Raw genomic sequence first — 22,381 nt, forward strand, 5'->3', positions numbered from 1 at the left:
GACTGCCTGCGAGTCTACTGCAGAGCCGATGACACGCGGTCGTCCACTGCGCGAGGCATCGATCCGATGACCCGGCTACGAGTACTTATGATCTGTTCATGGCAATCGCATTCGCTCCGATAAGAGCCCCACAGCACAGCTCCGAACTCATCGAGCTCGTCCGTGCCGTTCACGCTTCCAGCGACCATGATGAGGACACCGCGGTTGAGTGGAAGTCATCGCTCGATCTAGAGAGACTTGAGGTCATCGGCCATCAGGTCGCACGCCAGATCATCGGCTTCGCGAATCGGATGCCGAAGGATGCCCTGAAACGGTTCGAAGGCCACGCCTACCTGCTCATCGGTGTTGAACCGGGCAAGCTCGATGGTGTAGACGCGATCGATCCAGCAAGACTGACCGAACGCGTGCAGTCGTTCATCGGCCACCGGATCGGCTGGTCACCTGAGTATGTCGTGGTCGACGGTGTCACCGTGCTTGTCGTCATCATCGACCCGCCAAAATATGGCGATCCGATCCATGCACTGTACCGGGCGATCGGAAACTTCCCTCCAGGCACGATCCTCGTGCGACGGTCAGGGACCGTGGCAAGTGCCAGACCCGAAGACATCGATCGACTCACCGCACGCTCGCAACCCGAACCAGCCGCCACCCAGATTGCCGTCCATGCCTCCGAAACCCTTGAGGCGTGGCCCGACCCCACCGACCTCGACGACTGGGTGAAGACCACAGCAAAACGGATCCTCGCCAGCGCCAAGGACCCCGCTCGGCTGCCTGACTCCTATGCAGAAGACCTTCACGAAGCACTCACAATCCGGGGACTGTGGTCGGCGCACAAGAACCCCATGTCCTCGCTCCGATTGACCATCGAGAATCCATCGGAGACCCCGCTCAGGGACTTGAAGATCACCCTAAGCACCAGCGGTGCAACCATCCTCGATGAGGACTACCTCGACGAATTCGATGATGATGAGCCTCCCAAAGTGCCAGCACCTCGCAATCGAACCGACGTCGAATTGGCGATCGCTTCGATGCCCGTCCCAAACGCGCCGGGGCTGGTGTTTCGCGATTTTATTGTCAGATCCCGAGAACCTCTGCAGGTAGAGTTCGACCCTTTCAATATTCACCCCCACGGCAGCATCGAACTAGCACCTCTTCCCTTGATCACTTACAAGCCAGGCTCGCTGACAGTCCAATGGAAGGCTGCATCAATGAACCTCAACGGGATTGCTTCCGAGTCATTCACCGTGCCGATCGTGAAGAGCCAGCATAGTAGAAAGTCGATCTTCTGGGGAATCACGCTATCGTGACTCAGCTCTCGGATACGGTCCTCCAGGAGAGCAGCCCCTTTCGACTTCGGCCACCGGGCTCTGGACAGCTGGCCTGGCCTAGAATCGAAACCGGCCGAGGACCCGGCTAGACTTCCCACTCTGGACGATCAACTGGTGAACGGGATGCTCGGGACCGACTTGGAACTGCCGATGCCCGGCGCGCCGTCCGACATTTGGACCGCACGCCGCCGCGCACTGTCCGCTGTCCTGGGGCAAAGGGACAGGATCTGCTCCGACCTGTACCGGCGCGCGATCGATACACTTGGGGAATCGCCGCTGTCCGCAGTAGCGCTCATGACCGCCTCGCACTGCTTGCGAGAGCTCGTCAACCGACTGCCCGGCGTACTCGGTGCTGCTCCATCGCACTCCGGAACTGATCTCAAGCTCGCTGCTCGGCGGCTCGCGCTGGTCTGGCGGGACCACCGGGAGCCGCTCGTCCGGGCAGCTGAGGACGGCGGCAACGCGCCGGTCGAGAACCTCGCAGCCGTGATCGAGCGGATCGACCCGGTCGTCCACGCGTACAATGCCGGCGGCGAGAGCGCGAAGGCTAAGCGGAGTGCAGTGGCCCTCGGGCACTCGAAGGACCTCGACAACCCGACCGTCCTCTCGTTCAAGGCGGCGACCGATTTCTTCGAGGAGTTCCGGCATCCTCAGAGCGGAGCGGCCGACTGGCCCACTGAGGTCGACTCCCTGCTTCCCGAGCTCTTGGTCATAGAAACCGCCATCGAAGGCCGCATCGGGAACTTCTTCGCCATTGTCGACGACCTGAACCTGCTGCTCCCCCACGCGAACTCGCGGGACGACGCCACCGGAGTCTGGTCGGAGCCCTCAGAGGATCTCTTTCGCGAGGTCATCTCGCGCATCGGCAACCTCAAGCACCGGAGCATCTTCTTCGCGGGCCTACAGAATCCCAGGTGGGCGTTGAAACTCTGCAACGCCGGCGCACTCGACCCGCCGCCCCCCGAGGAGCCTGACGAAGATGTCCCCTCCTACACACCCTGGCCTGCGGGCCCGTATCTGATCCTGGCAGCGGCCGAAGCCCCGGAAGCGGTCACGTCAGCGCTCCTCCGCACGTCCGCGAAGACAGACGCTCACGAGGTGCAGCGCATCCTCGTTGCAGCGGGGAAGAAGCTGCCTCCCTAATACATCGCTAAGCTGAAGCCGGTCTTGCTGAGAATCTGCGGCGGTTCACTCGATCCGATTACCGGCCTCGGCATCGCCGAAATGACGGAGAGCCTCGCGCTCGACGGGCATCACAAGACCGCGCTGCAGCTCGGCAACGCGTTGCTCCGACCTCGGCCCCCGCAAGAAGGCGCTGCGCGTCGTCGCGCCGCGGCCGGGATCGGTTCGCACTGGTATGGGAAGGCGCTCGGCCACTTCCTCACCGGGTTGAACGGCCACAAGCGCCTGCTGCCCACGGTAGTGGCATGGCTCGAGAACGCACTCGACTCCGACACCGATACCGGTCCGTACGATCTGAGCTACCTGGACCGTCCGTCGATCGGAGCGGCATCGACCGGGTCCAGCCGCAACGAGATCATCGGGTACCTGGTGGATGCCGTTCGGGACGTCTGCATCACGGTGATCCAGGATCGGGAGACCGCAGAGGCGGTTACGGAGCATCTCGAACGGGGCGGGCATCCGCTACTGAAGCGGATCGAGCGGCACGTCTTCGCTGTCGCGGCGACCGAGTTTCCCGAGGCTGCGCTACCGGCCGCATGGAGGTGCCTGCTCGACCGGGCGCCGCTGGACGGCCACACGACACCGCGAGAGTACTTCGAACTCGCCCGGGCGGTGCTCCCGCTGCTCGGCGAGAACGAGTACCAGGAGTGGGAAGCACTGATCCTGTCCGGTCCCCTCGATACGCCGGAGCGGCGGCGGAATATTCAGGAGCACCTCGGCGCAGGCGAGACCGAGGCCCAGGTCTGGACGAATTACGTGGAACGCTGGCAGCTCGACCGCCTTGGAACCATCGGCTCCGAGTCTCTGCGAGGTCGAACCGCCGATCTGTTGGCCACGCTCGCGGACCGCCTCGAAGCACCCATGGACCCGTCACCCGAGGGAGTTCGCGTCACATGGTCGGGCGGCGCCTCCGAGGACCTCGTCCCGAAGTTCCGCGAGCTCACCCCCTCCGCCGCGATCGAGCTCGCTGACGAATGGACCTCTTCCGGCGACGACATCATGGGCGCCGCTGAGTTTGACATGGGGAAGGCGTTCGCCACCGCTGTAGCGGAGCGAGCGCTGGAGTTCTCACGGCTCGCGGAGACGGCGTTGCAACTGCCGGAAGTCTTCGCGACACGGTTCCTCGACGGCATCAGAAGCGCACTGGACGCCAATGTCCCCATCGCCTGGGACCCGCTCCTTGCGGCACTCCTCGAACTTCCTGGACCAGTGCCGGAACCGACGATCCATGGCGAGCTCCGGTGGCCCTACCAGGTCGTGACGGCACTGCACGCCATCGAGAAGGCCCTCAGCAGACGCGACTCCGGGTTCTCGGCAGAGCATCTCGAACCGGCCCTCGAATTCGCAATACGCTACATCCGTCCCGTCGGACCCGCGCCGGACTCCCCCTCGTCGGCCGTCGAGATCCGGAGCGATCCGCTGGTCAGCGCACTCAACTCATTCCAGCCCGCAGCCGTCACCGCCGCCGTTCACCTGCTCGTGCACGCGAAATCGAATGCTCTCCAGCAGACCGATGTGTACGTCGACCGAGTCTGCGAAACGCTCGATACGCTGCTGACGCCGACCCGCTACTTCTCCCCTCCGATCGCGGCCGCACTCGGGGCCGCACTCGGCCGACTTCAATGGGTCGCGCCAGATTGGGTCGCGGCGCGGACACCCGACCTGCTCTCAGCGGACTGGTACGGCGACATCGTCGCGTCGATCGCACTGCTCTACCATTCCCGGATCGACGGATTCTTCGATGTGCTGACGCCGAAGCTCTCCGAATTCCTCACCCGAGCAGCCGACGGGGAGGAATTCGACTGGAACTGGACCAACCAGGAATCGGTAATCAAGCGCATCGGGCTCAGCCTCGTGTTCATGACCCTCAACCGAGCGGAGACCCTCGCCCGCCCTCTAATGGACGAGTTCTTCGACAAGACCCCGATCGCGATTCGCGCATCCGTGCTCGGGTCGAGCGGACGCCTGCTCGGAAACGCCGATAGCGTCCCGGCCGAGGTAATCACACGGGCACGAGAACTCTGGGACCGCCGAGCCGACGCCGTGGGCGACCATGCCGAAGACGTTGCCGAGCTCAGCGAGTTCCACACCTGGGTCCACTCCGGCCTATTCCCCGTCGAATGGTGGCTGCCCAGGCTCGGCGACCTCGCAGAGCACATCGACGTCGAGGGCTTCACCTACTTGGGCGAGGACCTGGCGGAGGCCTCGAAGTCGGACCCCAGGGCAGTAGTGTCGGTGCTCAATCGGCTGGTTCGGCGCACGACGGCCTCCTGGCTCCGTCACGACCTGGTCGAGCACGCGCCTGCCGTGATCGTGCGTGCGCTGTCCATAGGCGGGGACGCCGCCGAGGCCGCTGAGGAGCTCATGGACTACCTCGGCCGCGAGGGATACGTGAACCTCAACACCCAAGTCGAACGGGCCCGAAATGAACTCGACCAGGAGTAGCGAACGGCCCAGGGCAGGATTCCGAGCACCTGGCCGAGGTCCCGCGCTCCGGATCCCCGCCTCTCCGGCAGGAAATACCCGCGAAGCCCGACATCACCTCGTGGACTTGGATGGACCATGTCTGGACTTCGGGACGCCGAAGATGAGGACCGCGTTGGTGAACCGGGCCGAAGCGGACCGAGCTGTCCCACTCGTTGCGTTCGCGTACAAGTGGTAGTCGGTGCCAGCACCGCAAGCCGCGTGCCGCCGCTGTGAGCGGGTCGGATGCTCCTGTTTTTCGAAGGAGCTGATGGCAATTCCCGCTGTGCCTGGAGTGCGACACAGCGCTGCACGAGCTTGTTGCGCATCTGTTCCCAGTCGAACTCTTCGGGCTCGGCAAACTAAAGCTCGTGTGGCAAGCCAGTCAGCGTATCCGCGGCTTCGGCTGTGGCGGGCGCGACGGGGCACTTTGAACACGATGTGGCCCGCGTAGTGAACCCTGTTAAGTCGCAGACGAAGTCTTCAGGCTTCCACGTGCCTGATCTCGAGGGTACTTCAGCAATAACAGCGAACTGGACCCTGACCGCCTACAACTCCCCGTCACGGCAGAGGATCGCGATCTCCTGAGCGATTCACTGCTGTGGCCTCGTCCCCTTTGCAACCCCGCACCATGCCCGGGGCATCTCCGGCCGATGTTCTCCGAAAGCGAAAGGTCCGACTGTTGGCCCTTGCGAACCGGTCGAGCGTCTTCACGGGGACCACCTGTCTAGGAACGCCTGCCAGGAGACACTCCCGGTCGCGGCACCTATGAGGCCTAGGAGCGCTGCCGCGATCATCATGAAGACAGTGACTACCTTCCAGCCTCGTTCGGCGCGGGCGGCCGTTCTCGCGATCCAGGAGGGCGGGTCGGGGATCCGGTCGATGCGCACCGCCTGCTCGTCCGCATCGATGACGCCGACGGGAGCCGCGAGTGCGATCACGGCGCGGTAATCAGAGGAGTTCGCGATGACGGCCCCCGCGCGTTCGAGCAGCGCAATGCCGGCCTCGTCGAGAACCCGTGTGTCGGTGCGCTCTGGGAGCTGCCGGTACACGTTGATGCGGTCGCCGAATCCCTGTAGAACCCGGCCGTACCATCCCTTGTTCGTTGCCGCGCGGAACGCAAGCCGATCGAGTCCACGTTCAATACGCTGTAGCGGAGGCCCAATCTCCGGCTTCTTGCGCGCCCCCTTCGGCGATCTCGGCAGTGCCTCTGGATGGTGCGCGGCCAGGAGCATATCGATCTGCTCGAATAGCCAGGCCCGGAACATGACTGCCTTGGCTCCCTTGACCATCAGAAGCGCGGTTACGGCGACCGACACCGCGAACACCCATCCAGTGACATCGCTGGGGCTGTCATCGGCGTCCGTTGCGGCGAAAAGCTCTGCAATCTTGGGAAGGCACAGGAACGCGAAGGCGAAGATGAGGATGCGGCACTCACGGAGCAGGTTCAGCAGCGCGACCATCCAGTGTCGCTCTTGACTCGGGAGGTCGTACCCAGGACTGGCGGCGAGGTAGCTGGTAGGAGGTGCCATCGAGGAGGCCGGGTAGGGAAGTGCGCGATCCCCACGGACGAACTGCCAGGGTCCGGCAGTCCACACGATCATCAATGCCACAACCACCGCCATAGGAGCATCGTCACCGGTGAGCGCTGGAGCAACGCGTGCATGCACGAGGCGATAAAGCAGGTACAGTGCCAGACCCCACATGTAGGCGAACGCGGCTGTTCCTACGATGCGGCTCGCGACGGAACCGAGCCCCGGGGTGGTCCCGGATCTCCAGCGGCTCCAGCGGTCTTCGGCCCAGTCAAAGAGTCCTCGTGCCAGTCCTCGCTCGGAGCTGCGCTCTCGCACCGGGTGCACGACCAGTTCGTGCAGGAGGAGGAGGCTAAACCAGGCGAATGCGGCGAGCACGATTGCCACAATCGTGATCCCGGCGGACTGCAGGGCGAGGAGGATGCCGTCCACGACGGCCGGTGGGGTCATTCGTCCTTCATACCGCAACGGGCCCGCAGGTGAGATCCCCGTCACGTACTGGTGGAGTTCATATTCTGGGCATGAGCATGCCCAGTCCTCAGCTGCCACGCTCGGCCATGCACTGATACTGAATCGGTACCGTTCCTCTCAGGGGGGATCGGGCCGGTCAGGTTCGGCAGCGAAATTGCTTGGAGATCGAGACAGCGGTGTCCGGCTCGGATCGAGCCGGACACCGCTGTCTTACTTGTGGAACCGGAGAAGCCAAGCCCCAGCGCCGCCCATGATCCCTCCAACGAGGGCAACTGCTACCCCTTCTGCCCCTTCCCTCAACGCCACAATGGCTACCGTTGAAGCGCAAAGGATGGCGACGAGAAGAACCCAGGGCCAACCTGGAGGACTCTTCATGGGGCCCGTGGCTTGAGCTCAACCCGTTCTTCTGGGTCGGGCATGGCCCTCCCTTCATTTGAAGACCCGCTGCACTCGGCAACGAGCCGTTGACCGCGGCACCGTGACGGCACCGTGGGCCCCTGGGCGTGCAAATTCAGGGGCCCACACCAAGTACGCACCCAAGGTGGCGCCTCTTAACGGCCAGCACACTTGGCCGCATTGGAATTGTCGCGACGGTTTGGGCTGTCCTGTGCCGCTGAACCGGGCTGGCGCTGTGGCGATTGCGAGTGAGCGAGGGCAGCCAGGACCTGGAGGGTGTCACACCGGACGGCATAGACGCCGACTTCGACTCGCGGCTGCTTCTGGGGACCGTGCCCCTTCCCACGTGTCCAGTCTTCGAAGTGCATCAGCGCGTCGCGCAAACGCTTGATTCCCAGGAGCGCGCGTGTGATCCGCTGGCGGGCCTCAGCGAGCACTGCACCAACGGACGGATCCACGCCGAGTTTTGCCAGCACCGCCTATTCGGCGGTGAGGAACTGCCTCAGGGGCAGGATAAGCTGCCGCGCGTCGATCTGACAGGATCTGAACTAGTCGACATTGCGGTCATCGTCATTTCCATCCAGTAGGCGCTGTCAGCGATCCTCTAACCACCCGCGAGAGCGCATGACCTGTACCGTCGCTACCTGACCCCGTTCCTCGACGGCTTCCGCATCGATTGAGCCGAACTCACGCCCCTTCCAACGAAAGCACTCAGCTCCGAATAGACACACGCGGCGTCGACCATCCGCGGGGGCCGCCACTGAAGCCGCCCTGCTCACAATCATCGTCGGCCGAAACCGAGCAAATATCCCAGCAAATCGCTCAGATCAACCCGGGCACTTGTCGAGTGACGACAAACAGCGCCCGTTTCTCCCGAATCCATATTTGACAGGCCATGAAGACTCGGGAACATGAGTACCCCCGGCGCCCGGCGCCTCTCGCCCCCTAGTCACCTTGCACGCCTGCATCATCGGTGCCGCCACCGTGGCATTGCCGTTCGTGGTCTGGACGATCCTCATGTCGCGGGACCTCGACTGGTCGAGCTATACCGGCGAGCCCCTCACCGACGCCGAACAACGGGCATTCGACGCGAAGGACCGAGCAGCCGTCATCGCCACCGCGGCAGGGCCGGCGGCCATCCCTGTACACCGCCATCGTGCGGTACCCGAAGACCGCCGCCGTCTCCACATGTGTCAGCAGGTGGTTCGGGGCGGGGTTGCCGGTACCTGGGGCCTCCTTCAGATGGGTAACGTTGGGAAGTGACTATTTCCAGTGATGACTTCTTCGACCTTGTCCTCGAGGAGGACGTCTGGGGCGGTCCCTCAAGGACGGTCGAGACGCTCAACATCGGTTTTCTCTCTTCACTCGGCAAGGCACCTGATCCTGAGCACACCGATCCGGACGTGGCAGTCGCGCTCCTCAACCTGGTCCGTGACGATCTGACCCGATCCGGAACCGGCAAGGACCCGCGCCTGTCCGACACTCAAATGAGGCTGGCCATCCGCACGCTGAACCAAGTTATGGCACGCGTAGGACAGGGCTTCTCACTTCCGTTCCGCGACCATGCAAGCTGGAAGGAATGGTGGCTCCGGCAGGGCGCCAAGAACTCCTACCAAGCTCGCCGCGACCTCCTCCACGACCTGTTCGATGCCGCAACGAAAAACATCGAGAGCGCCCCTGCCCCTGCCCCTGCCCCTGCCCCTGCCCCTGCCCCTGCCCCGACTGAACCACACCTCATCGCGTCCGCAACGGATCAGCGCCGTGATGAGCTGCCGGTAGTCCAATACATCAGTCACTTCTACGGGCCCGCGCAACAAGTCCAGACCGCTGATTCGGTGAACATGCACGCTTCTGAAACCAAAAGAAGCGCGGGCGCCAGGACGACGTTGTTCTGGACGATCGTCGGCAGCGTTGCCGGGGTGATCGGGGCGGTGTTCGCGTACTTTCAGGTTCGTGGTTGACCGACCATTGATGAAGCGCCTGGCGAGCGATGGCTGCTCCGTCGACGAGCTTGAAACGCCCGATGAGATCCCTGTCCTCGCCGAACTTGCCGACCGCACGCCCCACCTGTATCTCATGTTCAACGGCAGCTGAGGCAACCTCTAGGCGCGACAAGCTCTCCCGGCGAGGCGCGTCGGCTCAGCACCTGCCGGACGTAGTGCCAGCCCGTGCCGGCCAGCGCCACGACAGCGTCAGCGTTTCCACGTTTGGGAGACTGACTGCATGCGCTCACCTGACGCTGACTCGTACTTGGACGGCCCTCTGGGATGGACCCACCAGTCCATGCAGCGGCTACTGCGGGAAGTGCACCTCGCCGACGAAAGCGAACCAGCGACAAAGAAGCAGCGAGCGGGCCGGCACCGTGCCATCGAGTTCCAGCGCAACGCAGTCACTGCGATGCGCAGCGCCGGGCGCAGATCCATGACCGGAGCGGTCGCCCTCGATGTGGACTTCACCTGCAGCGAACGCAATCCACCGTCGATCCACCACCTGGCGAAACACCTCCTCGACGTCCTCGGTCCGGCGATCAACCCCAAGGACCTCGGGCGCCAAAGCGTCGTCTACCGCGACGACCGGCAAGTCAAGCTGCTCCACGTCACCCTCGACCAGGCATGGAACCCCAGCCCCGATACGGCACCGAAACCCGCAGGCACGCACGTGATCGCACGCCCTATCCGCGACGTCGCCGAGGACCTCCGAGTCGCCGACGAGATCCGCTCACACCTCGACCGGTGGCCCTACGAAGACGACACCAGCCCGTTTCACATCCCAGTCGAGGACTTCGACGAGGACCCCATGCCCTGGCCGCCGCAGGACGGATTTCCGCCGGAAGAGGCCGAATCCCTCGCAGGGCTGGCCCGCTTCGACCAGCACTGGAGCCTGCTGCGCGCCCAGGAAGCCCACCTGGCCGCCACCAACGCCTACCTGCTGTCGTACCTGTGCGCATGCCCCAATGACATCGCCGGGACCCGCGAGTTGCCTGCCGGCGGATTTGAAGCTCACACCGAGCACGCTGCATCGCTCAGCGAGATATACCGACCCCTGCTCCTGACCCTGCCCTTCGGTCTCCCGCTGCCCGGCTTCGCCCTGGCATCCGGCGAATGGAAACGCTACGGGCAGCTAGCACGGGCCGCTCTTGCCTCGTTTCTCGACCAGTGGCCCCTGTTCCGACCGCTGCTGGTACCGGTCACGGTCACGTTGCTGGTCACGCCCTCGATCCGCGGCATGGATCTGGACAACATCGCGCTGACCCTGCTCCCGATCATCCACGAGGTCCTCAGACCCCATATCGATCCGTTCACCGTGCACCAGCTCGGACTCACCCCGCCCGTGAGCGGACCTGAGCATGAGGAACACGTGCAGGCACTTCGCCGGCTCCGCTCACTCAACGAATACAGCGTCACCGCGTACCAGGTCATCGAACTGAAACGCACACCCCGGACACCCGCTGAAGGGACCATCACCCTGCTCCTCGGCGACGGCATCCGGCGACAAAGCGTATGGGGGGCCGCCTCCGACTACCTCCGCCACAACCTCACAGCACTCCTTGAGCACGAATGATCTTCGTACGGTATTGGTCCGGCCGAATCGTTCACGACGAAGCACCTACAAGTTGGCGGACGACGTGACCAGGGTTCGCGCACTAGGTCCGGTCGAAGTGGTGTCACCGCCCGTGGAACGAACGGTCCGAGGACCTAACGGGCTCTCTTACACCGAATCCGATCCTGTTGCACACCAAGCAATCCTGCGGAAAGCAAGACAAGGGAACTTGCGCGAGATGAGTCTATCTCACACGAGTTCCCTTGTCGCACAATGAATATGAATCATATTCATGCTCACCTATATAGTTGTCGGCCTAAGTCGCGCTTATTTGAACCTATACCCCCAGCTAGACGGCCTTCTCAAACGCCTATCAGGCCCGTGGCCCGCCCGCGGCCCCGCAACCGGGCCCGTGACCCCCGACTCCCCCGACGACCAGCCCCCGGTCGCCTACCCGCCAGCACCTGAGCGAACGCTCACCACACGCCTCTCCCCCACCGACCAGACCGAACTGATCGCCGCCTTCAACGCCGGCACCACCCAGAAGGCACTCGCCGCCAAGTACCGCATCAGCATTACATCGGTCAAACGGCTCGTTCGCGGATCCTCCAACCCACCCCAGGCCAACGCCAACCGCCTGACACAAGACCAACGCGACGCCATCGCCTCCACGTACGCCACGGGCGGCAACACCAAGACTGAACTCGCCCACACCTACAGCGTCAGCCTCAGCACCATCAAACGCATCCTTCGCGAGCACACGACTCTGTAGGGTTTGACTCCCGCCTCCGCTGGCCCGGAATGGCACATACATCCCTGACCCAACCAAGGCGACTTCTCCCACCTCGATTGCTTCACGCCACCCTGAGGAGGTGAGCGTGCCAGTTCCCGGCCTGGTTCCGGTACACATCGGCGATCAGGACGCTCACCGCCGCCGGGGTACCGCTCGCGCGGGTCCGGGTGCTGCTGAATGCCACTCCCGAGGAGTTCGCCGCCGCGGTCTCTGAGATTGACACGCGCCTGCGCGAGGAGATTCGTGTCAGGCAGCAGCACCGGGAGCGGATCGCAAGGCTGAGCGCCGGAGACGCCCTGGCCCTGCCGGCCTAGGTCGCCGAACTCCTTGAGCGGCTGCGCGAACTCGAAGTGGACGAGCGGATCGTCCGGATTGAACACGACGGCTGAATCATGCTGGCCGCGCACGCGCCCGACAGCGCCCGGATGTGGGCGCTGGACAAGCGCAGACAGCTCAGTGACGGGCCGCTCCTGGAGTGCTATCGGATTCTCGGACAGGCGCTCGACTACACCGAGGACGACCCGAGACTGGTCGAGATCGCCGACCGGATCGGTAACTGCATCGAACATCTGGGGGCCGGTCAAGCGTCGCATTTGATCGGTGGCGGCATCGAATCGCCGCTGGCGCGGCCACTCGACGCACTCGCGTTCGACTCCGCGCTCAGCCAGGCGGCTGATCGGACTCCTGCGCCGGCGTGGCTGGACCGGCTGGGCCCGCATCGACCACGACCACCGCTGAGCGCATTGAACGCGCAGTCTGCCTGCAACCCTCCTCAACACTCGTCTGGCCTCAAGGCAGCCCTGCAACGTTGGCTTTCGCCAATCTCAGCTCGCTTGGTGGCCTCTCCATATCGGTGTGGTCGACTTAGTGCGTGTCTCGGCCCGGTGGCGTCGAGCGTCGGTACACCTCCACCTCCGTGGAGAGCAGCGTTGCCTCCACGCCACCTCGATGGTTTCGAGCGAAAACACCTCCACGTCCGTGGAGATCAGTGGTTCGAGGACACCTTCGGCAGCATCGGCGACGGAACACCTCCACGTCCGTGGAGGTGTTCCGACCTGGAAGCAGCGCGGCCAGTCGGCTATCGTCTGCTCTCCACGTACGTGGAGGTGTTCCGTCGCCGAAGAACCGGGCGCCGTAGCGTTCGGCCTGCTCTCCATGGACGTGGAGGTGTTCCGTAGGCGCGCTGGGACTGAGACATGGTGCCGCCCTGCTCTACACGGACGTGGAGGTGTTCCGAAGACGTACGGCTTCGACTCCGACAAGTCTCCTGCTTTCCAGGGATGTGGAGGTGGTCTGAACGAGGCCCGGGCACACTGGCGCCGTTATCACTTTTCGTAACTGACTGTCGCCCAGTTGCATACGTAAATTATCCTCGGGTTCTTCCAGGTGCATCCATCTAGTCTGGGAGGTCTGCTCGATGCCCTCACTTGACAACCCGTTCGCTGCAGACGGTTTGGATATCGAGGCGGTCCGTGAGCGGTTGCGGACGCTGCAGGAGAGCGCACAGGAGCGCGTCGAGTCGACCCGCCGGCTCGCCCAGACGTTGGAGACCGTCACCGGGAGGGCTTCGGATGCTTCGCGAGTGGTGACCGTCACTGTCGATTCGAGCGGGAGTGTCGTCGACCTTCAGTTGACCGAGCGGATCCGCGGGCGCCAGCCGGACTGGCTGAGCACCACCATCATGGACACGATCAAAGCCGCTCGCGCGAACCTGGCCGACCAGACGCGCGCCGCCGTCGAGCAGACCATCGGCGCCGACTCCTCGACCGGCCAGGTCGTGATGCGCCGCTTCGAGAGCGGGGCCTGAGGATGCCGAACGTCGACCCGCAGCAGCTGCGCGACCACGCCCAGCACCTCGACGGCCTCGCCGATGCCTTCGGCGACGTGATCGGCGCCGGCGACCACATCGTCCAGGACGGCGAAGCGTACGGCCTGCTGTGCCAGTGGATCCCGCCGATCCTCGAGGAGCGTCAGCAGAAGCAGCAGGACATCACCGAGCTGCTGCAGACGAACCTCGGCAAGATCGCCGCGGCACTGCGCGAAGTCGCCGACAACTACGAGTCGACCGATGACGACACCGCCACCAGCATGAAGCGCATCGGATCCGACATACCCGGGAGCGCCACCCCATGAGCGACAACCCCCTCGTCGCCGACGTCAAGTCCACTCGCACCGCCACCACCGGGTTCTGGCCGATCGAAGACGCCAAAGGCGTGGTCACGGCGATCGAGTCGGGGAACTGGATCAGCGGCGGCCTGGCCGTCACCGGCGCGGCGCTGAGCGGCGCGTCCATGGTCATGGACCCGATCGGGTCGCTCCTGTCAGCGGGGATCGGCTGGGCCATGGAGTACTTCGAGCCGCTGCGGGAGATCCTCGACGCCCTGGCCGGCAAACCCGACGTCGTCACCTCCCACGCCGCCACCTGGACGAACGTGGCCGGTGCGATGGCGCAGATCGGCGAGCAGATCGACGCCGCCGTCCAAGCGGACCTGACCGAATGGGACGACGACGCCGCCGATGCCTACCGGCAGAAGATCCTCTTCGGCGTCGAGGCGGCGTTCGGGCTGGCGGGCGCCGCCGAGACCCTCGCCGCGGCGACCACCGCGGCCAGCAGTCTGGTGCAGGCCGTCCGCGACACCGTCCGCGACCTGATCGCCGACCTGGTCGCCCGCGTCATCGTGTGGGCGGTGGAGGCGATCTTCGTGGTCACCATCCCCGTCATCGCCTCCCAGATCGCCGCCGCCGTGGTGCGGTGGCTCGGGATCATCACCGGCCTGGTCGACGCGCTGGTCAACAGCTTGCAAGACCTGCTGACCCTGGTGCGGGGGTAGGCGATGGGCGCGTTCAAGCAGACCCTCAAGGTGCTGGTCGTCCTCGGCGTCATCGCCGCGCTCGGCAAGCGCAAGCCCGGCAACGGGAACGGGAACGACGGCGACTCCGCGCGCCCGGCCAAGCGGCCCCGCGGCGGCGGCGAGAGCTCCAGCACCGCCGACATCCAGCAGAAGGCCGAGGACAACGCCACCAAGCTCGACCCCGACCAGTCCAGCACCGACGGCTCCGACCCTGCCGACCCCCGCGCCGACGACCCCGACGACCAGGGCGGGCCGCGTCGCGACGACGACGGCAACGTGGTCGCCGACCGCAACGACAAGGACTCCGTCAGGGCGCTCTACTCGCAGAAGGACGAGAACGGGAAGTTCCCCCCGGACGCGGAGTTCCCGCCGGGCTGGGGGATCCGCAAGAACAACGAGGACCCCGACGCTCCGGACGTCCTCCACGATGAGAACGGCTACCCGGTCCGCGACCCGGACAAGCCCTACACCTCCGACCGCGAGAAGTACTTCCCCGGCAAGTTCAACCAAGAGGCCCACGACGCGATGGTCCGCGGCTACACCGACCAGGGCAGGCAGCCGGACGGGACCACCGGGACGTTCAACGCCGGCCATCCCAAGCCCGACAGCCCCAAAGTCGACTACGAGGTCCGAGACGGCATCCCGGTCGACCGCGCGACGGGCAAGCCGGTCGATCGCGACCGGCTCACCTGGCGCGACCCCGAGGGCAACAAGATCCCCTACTACCGGGAGAACTCCGAGGGGAAGACCGTCACCAACCTCACCTACGACCACAAGACGCCGGTGGTGAAATACTGGAAGGAAGAGGGCTACCGGGCCTCCTGGGAAGACCGGGAGACCTGGTACAACAAGCCCGAGAACCTAGAGCCGATGGGCTCGAAGGACAACTCCTCGAAGTCCGGGGACGCCGATGACGGCGAGAAGCACCGCTACAAGGACCGCGCGCCCGAAGGGCCGCCGAACGGGAACTACACGCCGAAGGGAACGAGATAGCGCATGGACGTCGTCGCCGAGTTCCGCTCGCAGATGCCGCTGGAGGAATTCCCCGGGGTCGCCCACGCCTGGGTCAGCACCGAACCGAACCCGTTCGCGCGCCTGATCTACCTCGCTCGCCCGGACGGCCAGGCGCTGTTCCAGGTCAACGTGAAACCGGAGACCGACTGGGACGACGTGGGCGCGTTCGTGCGGTTTGCCCAGGCGAACATGGCGCGGCTGGCGTTCGCAGCGCCGATGGTGGCCGTCCCCGGCCTGTCACTGCGCCATTACCGCTTCGACAGCGCCATCGCGGTCCTGCCCGCCGCCGCCGACCTCGCCCCCACCGACATCGCCCACCTCGACTCCCGCATCTACGGGCTCTTCCCCGGCTGGCAGTGCGAGGTCGCCGGAACCGAGTCCGAGAGCCTCGCCAACCGCCGCTACCGCCGCGAGATCCGCCCCAGCGACTGGTCGCGGCGGCCGAACCCCTTCTTGAAGCTGGCCTACGGGTTCCAGCGCACGAACGAGTCCCCGGTCGAACACTCCAAGCCGTTCAGCACCGACCTGGACGACGCGGCCTCGACCCTGCGGCTGATCGCCGAGGCCGACACCGGATGGCTGTCGGTGACCAACTGGCTCGGCGACACGGCCGCACTCGAATACCAGCGCGGCAAGGGCCTCACCTGGGACGGCGCCCGCCTCGATCTCGACGCGGCCACCGACCGGATCCAGGCGTTCACCACGGAAGGGCGGTGACCGTGTTCCTGCGCTCCGACTTCGACCTCGAAACCGAGCACGCAGACCAGGACCAGGTCGTCGACCTGCTCGAATCGCTGGGCCGCGTCGACAAGCTCATCGCGATCCTCGGCAGCGCCCCGCAGACCTACATCTCCACGATCTACTTCCCCGAGACCGAGACCTTCACCCTCGACTTCCGCGACGGCACTCCGGCCCTGCACTACAGCGCACCGGCCCAGACCCGCGAGACGGTGATCGGGGCGTTTCTGAGCTACCTCGCCGGCGACAACCGCTGGAAGACCGCCGCCGAATGGAAGCGCGACACCCACTACGAGCTGATCCAGGGCTGACCGATGCGATACCTCAACGACGCGACCGTCGCCGAATTCCTCGCCGGCCCCCGCCTGCGCCTCCTGGTCTTCGGAACCGGCACCGACCTCAGCAGCCAGGTGTTCGGACGCCAACTCACCGAGTTCGACGACCTCACCGGCACCCGCATGCAGATCGGCGTCCTCGACGTCGAGCAGAGCCCCGAGACCACCGCCGAGTGGGGCGTGGGCGAGACCCTGCCCATCCAGATCCTCTTCCAAGACGGCGTCATGCAGCAGGTCCTGCGCGGCGTCCGCTCCCCCAAAGCCCTGTGGCAGGCAATGAACGACTACCTCGAACCCCCTACCGTGTAACCCAAGAGCACCACCCATGGTGGAAGCCACGCCCGCTTAGCAGGCGGGTCGCAGGTCAGCCACAAAGCCTCTCTGACCAGCATCGCAGCGCGAACCCAGCGCCAGGAACACAACTTTGGCGAAACTTGGGCGGGCGAAGCCCGCCCCGGCACCTGGCTGCACCCCGCTACGCCCAGGAAAATCCCACTAAGGCAGTTCGCCCCGAGCATGCTCACAATGTAGGTACCGGGCACCCGACGGTGATCTTCTAAGATGTGAGGATGCCGTCACCCCCCGGCGCATGGTCGCGTGCCCGCACCGTCATCGTCTTCGGTTCCCTCATCGTCGCGACCGCAGCGCTCGCTTGGTGGCTCGCCCGAGAACCCGGGCGCCGCGACCTGTTCGACGCAGTGACCCTCGGCACCGCCGTACTCGCACTCGTCGTCGCCGCAGTGACGCCATTCAAGGCCACCAGCGGCACACGTCCTAGATCTTCCCCTGAAGAGCAGCTCGAATCACTCGCCGTCCTCATGCACAAGGCCGCCGCGAACGAGAAGCGGACGCTCAAACTCACCGGCTCGGACTACATCCAAGTCGAATGGCAGGTCGACACCAGCACGGTCCCTGGCAAGGCGACGCCGAAGGTCACCGGGGACATCGCGTCCATCGGCGAGGACTGGCTCGTCCACCGCCCGCACCTGACAGTCATTCTGGGGGCGAAAGGCGCCGGCAAGTCGGCAACGGCGCTGCTGCTCACACACCAGCTCCTCGAGCTCCGCAGCCCAGGTGACACCACCGTTCCCGTCCCCCTCCTCTTGCACGTCGGCGGCTGGGACCCTGCAGTGCCCCTGCTCGAATGGACCGCGCAGCAGCTCGCCGACCAGTTCCGGTTGAAGCGACCACGCAGCCCTGACGGCGTCGACCTCACCGCCTACCTGGCACGTGGCGGGGACATCATGCTGGTCATCGACGGGTTCGACGAGATCCCTGCGCCTGCACGCCCGGCCGCGTTTACGGGCCTCCAGCACGCGCTGGACTCAAGCGCGGCACCGATCGTGGTGACCTCCCGGCCCGACGAGTTCACCGGCGCTCACGCCGCCAGCGGCCTCCACGTCGAAGGCTGGTCAACCGTGGCCCTGCGACCGGTCAGCCCGGTACAAGCGCGCACCTACCTCGAAAAGGGCCACGATCCCGACCATTGGACTGCCGTGTTCGACAAGCTTGGCCGCGCTAACAGTCCGGTCGCCCAGGCGCTCTCCACACCGCTGATGGTCTTCCTGTGCCGCGAGGTCTACCGGCACCAGCAACCAGACTCAGCAATCCTCGCGGGCCTCGAAAGTCGGAGCGCAGTTGAACAGCACCTAGTCGCGCACTACCTTCCCGCGGTCTATGACACACACGGACAAAGCACCAACAGCGAGGAGGTGTCGTCGGATCGGTCAGCATCGAGCGCCGAACAGGCTGAGCGCTACCTCCGCTTCATCGCCACACACTTGCAAAAAACAGGCGCCTCGACATTCGCTTGGTGGGAACTGCCCCGATCGTGGAGTTCCAGGAAGATGTCTGTGGCGATAGGGTTGATGGTCGGTCTGATGACCGGGCTGGGGTTCGGGCTGACGGGGGGACTAGCGTTCGGGCTGGGGTTCGGGCTGGGGTTCGGGCTGGCGTTCGGGCTGGGGTCCGGGCTGGCATTCGGGCTGGCACTCGGGCTGCCGCTCGGCCTGATGTTTGGGCGGATGGCGAAGGACCGTCCAGTCCTTCGACCAACGACTATTGCCTTCGGCCGAAGGCAGCTTCGCGACGGAGTGGTGGCCGGGCTGGTTACCGGGCTGGTGGCTGGGCTGGGGGTCGGGCTGTTGGTCGGGCAGGGGGTCGGGCTGTTGGTCGGGCTGGTGGTCGGGCCGCTGTCCGGGCTGATGACCGGCCTTTGGCAATCGATCAGTTCCGTCCAGCTGCAGATGCTCACCTCAAGAGAGGTTTTCGTAAGCGAACGGAAAGCGAGCAATCTGCTCGGGCTGGCGGTCGGGCTGGCGTTCTGGCTGTCGATTTGGTGGGTTATCAGGGAACAGACCGGACTGACTCCCCGGCTGGCGGTGGAAATGGGTCCCGGACTGCTCCTCGGGCTTGTAGTAAAGTTGGTGTCCGGAATTGCCTCAACTGCTTATCGCCTCTGTCATATTTCTCTTGCCTTCCCCAACGGCCGCAAACTGCCTTGGCGCTTCCTGGCATTCCTTGAGGGCGCACACGACCGCGGCGTCCTGCGCCAAGTGGGAGCGACCTACGAATTCCGCCACGAAGCACTCCAGACCTACCTGAGCGAGCCAGCTGACAGGCCCCGCTCCGAAGACTGAGCATGATCAATCTCCACCAGGATTCGTGACATCAGGCCCGGCGACCTTCCGCTTCTCAGGCGGACTTGCGTTTCTGTAGCGCATGCCTATTTACCTGCATGAGCGACACCGCCGAACTCGAGCGGTTGAGCCTCGGGGCCGACGGCGTGCGGGCCGTGCAGCACCAGGTCGACCGCACCTGGGGGCGAGCCAGCCTGTTGCACTGAAGTGGCGGGTGATGTCGGAGGGGCGCCGTAGGCTGCGTGCATGTGCGGGGACCTGGTACGACGGCGGGACTGGCCGCTCTACGCCCTGGACGCCCGCTTCACATTGGGCTGGTAGGAGCTGCACCTGCACCCCTTCATGCCCGGGGCTGACGAGTTCTTCTCCGTCCTCGCCGGTGACTTGGAGGTCGCGCGGGCGCACCTCGACCTCCGCACGGTGCCGCTCGGTCCCTGGCCCGGCGTGCCGGAGCCGGATCGGCCGGTGGTCCGGTTGCAGTTGCTCGAGGTCGCCTCCGGATATTGGGGCCGGGGTATCGGGCGCGCGACCGTTGACCATCTCAGGTTCCTTCACCCGGGGACACGCCTCGCGGCCGTCAGTGTCCAGGGTGCGGCCGGGTTCTGGGAGGCGTTGGGCTGGGACCGGTTCGAGCACCGCGACGGTCGCGGCCGGCTCCCGCTGTACCTCGCACCGGACTCCCCCTCGGCCCCGCTGGCGCGGCCCGCAAGTCAGGTTAGAGGTAGGGGATAAGCGGGCGATGCCGCACCTCGACGATCCCAACCCCGCCCAAGCTACAAACCATCTCTCGCCGAATAGCGGGACAGCCTTTAGCGGGCTGAGATCGAATTGTACTGTTATCAACTCGCGACCCTGTTGTTTGCAACCGAGCCCAGTTGGCGAACGTGGGTCAATCAATCAGTGAAGCGTCAACGATTGAATTAGTGGTAATCGGAGAGATCCCTGATCACTTAATCAGCCTTATCCTTACATTTGAAGGCGTAGCTCCGCAGACTAGGCAAAGGAATGAATGATCAGAATTCGACCTCAAAAGATTCGACTTGGATGAAATGGGGAGTAATTGTAGCCGTGTTGAGCCTGCTGGTTACAATCGTGGGATTGTTTCTGAATCCTTCATCAAATCAGAATGAAGGGAGCGATGGTAGCACTGATTCACCTACCTATTCCCCAGGAATGGAGTCCAGTTCCACAAGTTCTAGCGGTTATGGCGAAACGCCAACCAATACTGCGGCCGAGACCCAAGGCAATGGCTCGAGCGGACTTGAGACTGAGGACGGACCAGCTCGACCAAGCCATAAACGACTCGGGCTATGAATGTCCGGAATACAACGACGGCGGATGTGATTGGACGTACACGTACTGGGGATCCGATTTCGATGATCCATGGCCTCTCGTGCTAGAACATGCTGAACATTTCGCTCGCCAATGGACCGATCTAGAGAAGGATTTTACTATTTTGATCGGCCCCAGTTGGGAAGTTGAATGCTACGAAGAGCGTTGGGCCTGTGAGCACGTGCAGGAGGTTCTCGGCGGATATCTTCTCTACCCCTGGAATTGGGAAAGTGAACTCGCCACCCATCATAGCGAATGCGCTTGCTTATACGGTCTAGCGCCTCCCCACGAAATACGGGACAGGCTTTAGGCCCAGGCTCGCACCCGCCGAGCGAACCCCGTCCACCCGTGCGCGATGGCGGCTCATGCCGGTGGGGCGGTCACCACGGTCTCGGAGCACTCGGCCGCGATCGCTGTGAGCGCATCGACCTCGGCACTATCGACCGAGAGGGCACTCGATATAAAGCACACGCATCAGCGCACTTGCACTCGTTGCCCTCTTGACAACTTCGCGGCCGCACCCGCCCAGAGTGTACGGCATTCTTAAATGAAGAAGACTCGATGAATCGGGTAATTCAATGAGCCTGGATCGACTGCGCGGGACCGAGGAGAGCGCAATTGACCAATACCTCACAGCCGATGCCAAGCTGAATTGTGAAATCGTCGCTACCACCATGTAAACAGCAGAGAATATACCCAAGGGAATTATGCCAGTTGTAACAAGAAACTTGAGAACTCCCCAAGTGCCCGCTTGTCCCAGCAACAGCAGAATAACATTAAGCATGAGGTTGATGACCAGCCCAATAATGAATATCCACTCACTGACAAGCATGATCCCTATGAGCGGAAAAAAGAACATGAAGTGCCACGTTCTTTCTTGACTCACAAATACAGACACAAGTGAGGTAGCGGTCATGAGAATCGCAAAAAGTAGTATGATCCAGCTAAAATCCAATATCTGCGCCAGAACCCACAAGTCGATCATCGCCAGAGGATGTGATCCAAGAAGCTTCAGCTCAGCTCGTTCCCCTGCATCAAACATTCCTACGACAAAAAACAATGACGAATAGGAAGCCAATAGTAGCAAGCTAAGTGCCACGATGGCGCCAAAGGTTGAGATGGCGGCCACCGAAAGTGAAGCCCATTGATTGTCAGCTACTGCTCCTGTGAGCCTTCCCGTGAGCTTGTGTATTTTGCGCGCGAACTTGTATACTCTTTTGCCGTTAGAATACCAAGATTCAATACCAAATATTGTCGCAATAAGGACGAGAATTGCGATGGGGAACCCGAAGCCTTCCAACACCAAAAGGAGAGTGTTGACAAAGTCAGGTATGAGGGGTTGAACCGGTTCCGGCGCATCTGCAAGCATCGGATACTCTCAATCCGGAGAAAACGGTGCATTATACGACCTAGGGGATCTACCTGGACCTGAATAGGGATGAAGTCAACATCGTACGACGAAATCAGTCCGTGTGCGGAACACGCCAAGATCTGGTTTGGTTGGACGAGCTGAACATATTGTCCCGCTTGCTGTTCGGAGTGCTGCGCCGGTTTTGAGCGACTCCGAGGAGTCAAGGTCCGCTGGACAATCCTGGACCTAGCTTCCGCGAGCACCGGCAAGGACATCCCCCGCGCCTAGACGGCGTTCGCGGACCGAGGGTCTGCGGTGCGCCGTGCGATGGCGGTTCGGCCGCGATGGCAAGCGGCCCAGTCGAACCGATACGGCCAGGCGATGCTCTGGCCCTTCCCGCGTGCCGCCCGCATCC

The 22,381-nt window shown here is 63.8% G+C and carries 18 protein-coding genes; 16 read left to right on the top strand and 2 right to left on the bottom strand.

All coding sequences use genetic code 11. The features are described from left to right. The first annotated feature begins 98 nt into the window (after positions 1–98). From BLS99_RS00210 to BLS99_RS00220, 3 genes are all read left to right on the top strand, one after another. Complete coding sequence (locus BLS99_RS00210; protein ID WP_091041540.1) at positions 99–1,307, top strand: RNA-binding domain-containing protein; 1,209 nt, start codon at positions 99–101, stop codon at positions 1,305–1,307. A gap of 135 nt (positions 1,308–1,442) precedes the next feature. Beyond that, positions 1,443–2,471, top strand: coding sequence for a hypothetical protein (locus BLS99_RS00215; protein WP_091041542.1), 1,029 nt, complete (start codon positions 1,443–1,445; stop codon positions 2,469–2,471). A 24-nt stretch (positions 2,472–2,495) separates the two neighbouring features. After that, on the top strand, positions 2,496–4,955 hold the full coding sequence (locus BLS99_RS00220; RefSeq protein WP_143034623.1) for a hypothetical protein: 2,460 nt from the start codon (positions 2,496–2,498) through the stop codon (positions 4,953–4,955). A gap of 728 nt (positions 4,956–5,683) precedes the next feature. Here BLS99_RS00220 and BLS99_RS00225 read toward each other — a convergent pair. Beyond that, positions 5,684–6,955: a hypothetical protein gene (locus BLS99_RS00225; RefSeq protein ID WP_091041548.1), complete on the bottom strand. Its 1,272-nt coding sequence runs from the start codon at positions 6,953–6,955 to the stop codon at positions 5,684–5,686. 665 nt (positions 6,956–7,620) lie between these two features. Here BLS99_RS00225 and BLS99_RS00230 point away from each other — a divergent pair. From BLS99_RS00230 to BLS99_RS00290, 13 genes are all read left to right on the top strand, one after another. Next, the gene (locus BLS99_RS00230; protein WP_091041551.1) at positions 7,621–7,959 is read left to right on the top strand and encodes a hypothetical protein; all 339 of its coding nucleotides are present in this window, start codon (positions 7,621–7,623) and stop codon (positions 7,957–7,959) included. Positions 7,960–8,631: 672 nt separating this feature from the next. Then, a complete protein-coding gene (locus BLS99_RS00240) occupies positions 8,632–9,333 on the top strand; it encodes a hypothetical protein (RefSeq protein WP_091041558.1) in 702 nt (233 codons plus the stop codon). After that, positions 9,326–9,466: a hypothetical protein gene (locus BLS99_RS25920; protein ID WP_176953140.1), complete on the top strand. Its 141-nt coding sequence runs from the start codon at positions 9,326–9,328 to the stop codon at positions 9,464–9,466. Before BLS99_RS00240 ends, BLS99_RS25920 begins: the two co-directional genes overlap by 8 nt. Positions 9,467–9,655: 189 nt before the next feature. Then, positions 9,656–10,933 (top strand): hypothetical protein, encoded by a 1,278-nt coding sequence (locus BLS99_RS00245; protein ID WP_091041562.1) that lies wholly within the window; start codon positions 9,656–9,658, stop codon positions 10,931–10,933. A 391-nt stretch (positions 10,934–11,324) separates the two neighbouring features. Further along, positions 11,325–11,684 (top strand): COG3415 family protein, encoded by a 360-nt coding sequence (locus BLS99_RS00250; protein ID WP_091041566.1) that lies wholly within the window; start codon positions 11,325–11,327, stop codon positions 11,682–11,684. 1,438 nt (positions 11,685–13,122) lie between these two features. Further along, complete coding sequence (locus BLS99_RS00255; protein WP_091041569.1) at positions 13,123–13,512, top strand: YbaB/EbfC family nucleoid-associated protein; 390 nt, start codon at positions 13,123–13,125, stop codon at positions 13,510–13,512. A gap of 2 nt (positions 13,513–13,514) precedes the next feature. Further along, positions 13,515–13,838, top strand: a complete 324-nt coding sequence (locus BLS99_RS00260) for a WXG100 family type VII secretion target (protein WP_091041570.1) — start codon at positions 13,515–13,517, stop codon at positions 13,836–13,838. Next, complete coding sequence (locus BLS99_RS00265; RefSeq protein ID WP_091041574.1) at positions 13,835–14,536, top strand: hypothetical protein; 702 nt, start codon at positions 13,835–13,837, stop codon at positions 14,534–14,536. The genes BLS99_RS00260 and BLS99_RS00265 overlap by 4 nt, the downstream gene beginning before the upstream one ends. Positions 14,537–14,539: 3 nt before the next feature. Further along, positions 14,540–15,550, top strand: a complete 1,011-nt coding sequence (locus BLS99_RS00270; RefSeq protein ID WP_091041576.1) for a GH-E family nuclease — start codon at positions 14,540–14,542, stop codon at positions 15,548–15,550. Positions 15,551–15,553: 3 nt separating this feature from the next. Then, positions 15,554–16,288, top strand: coding sequence for a hypothetical protein (locus BLS99_RS00275; RefSeq protein ID WP_091041579.1), 735 nt, complete (start codon positions 15,554–15,556; stop codon positions 16,286–16,288). After that, a complete protein-coding gene (locus tag BLS99_RS00280; RefSeq protein WP_091041582.1) occupies positions 16,285–16,620 on the top strand; it encodes a hypothetical protein in 336 nt (111 codons plus the stop codon). Before BLS99_RS00275 ends, BLS99_RS00280 begins: the two co-directional genes overlap by 4 nt. A gap of 3 nt (positions 16,621–16,623) precedes the next feature. Continuing rightward, a complete protein-coding gene (locus BLS99_RS00285; protein WP_091041585.1) occupies positions 16,624–16,953 on the top strand; it encodes a thioredoxin domain-containing protein in 330 nt (109 codons plus the stop codon). Positions 16,954–17,213: 260 nt separating this feature from the next. After that, on the top strand, positions 17,214–19,283 hold the full coding sequence (locus tag BLS99_RS00290; RefSeq protein WP_143034624.1) for an NACHT domain-containing protein: 2,070 nt from the start codon (positions 17,214–17,216) through the stop codon (positions 19,281–19,283). Positions 19,284–21,051: 1,768 nt separating this feature from the next. On the opposite strand, the gene BLS99_RS25465 is transcribed toward BLS99_RS00290, so the two are convergent. Then, positions 21,052–21,984 carry a hypothetical protein gene (locus tag BLS99_RS25465; protein ID WP_143034625.1) on the bottom strand — a complete coding sequence of 311 codons (933 nt, stop codon included), beginning with the start codon at positions 21,982–21,984 and terminating at the stop codon, positions 21,052–21,054. Between the last annotated feature and the right edge of the window lie 397 nt (positions 21,985–22,381).

The organism is Glycomyces sambucus, from assembly GCF_900102815.1.
In the GTDB taxonomy this organism is placed as follows: domain Bacteria; phylum Actinomycetota; class Actinomycetes; order Mycobacteriales; family Micromonosporaceae; genus Glycomyces; species Glycomyces sambucus.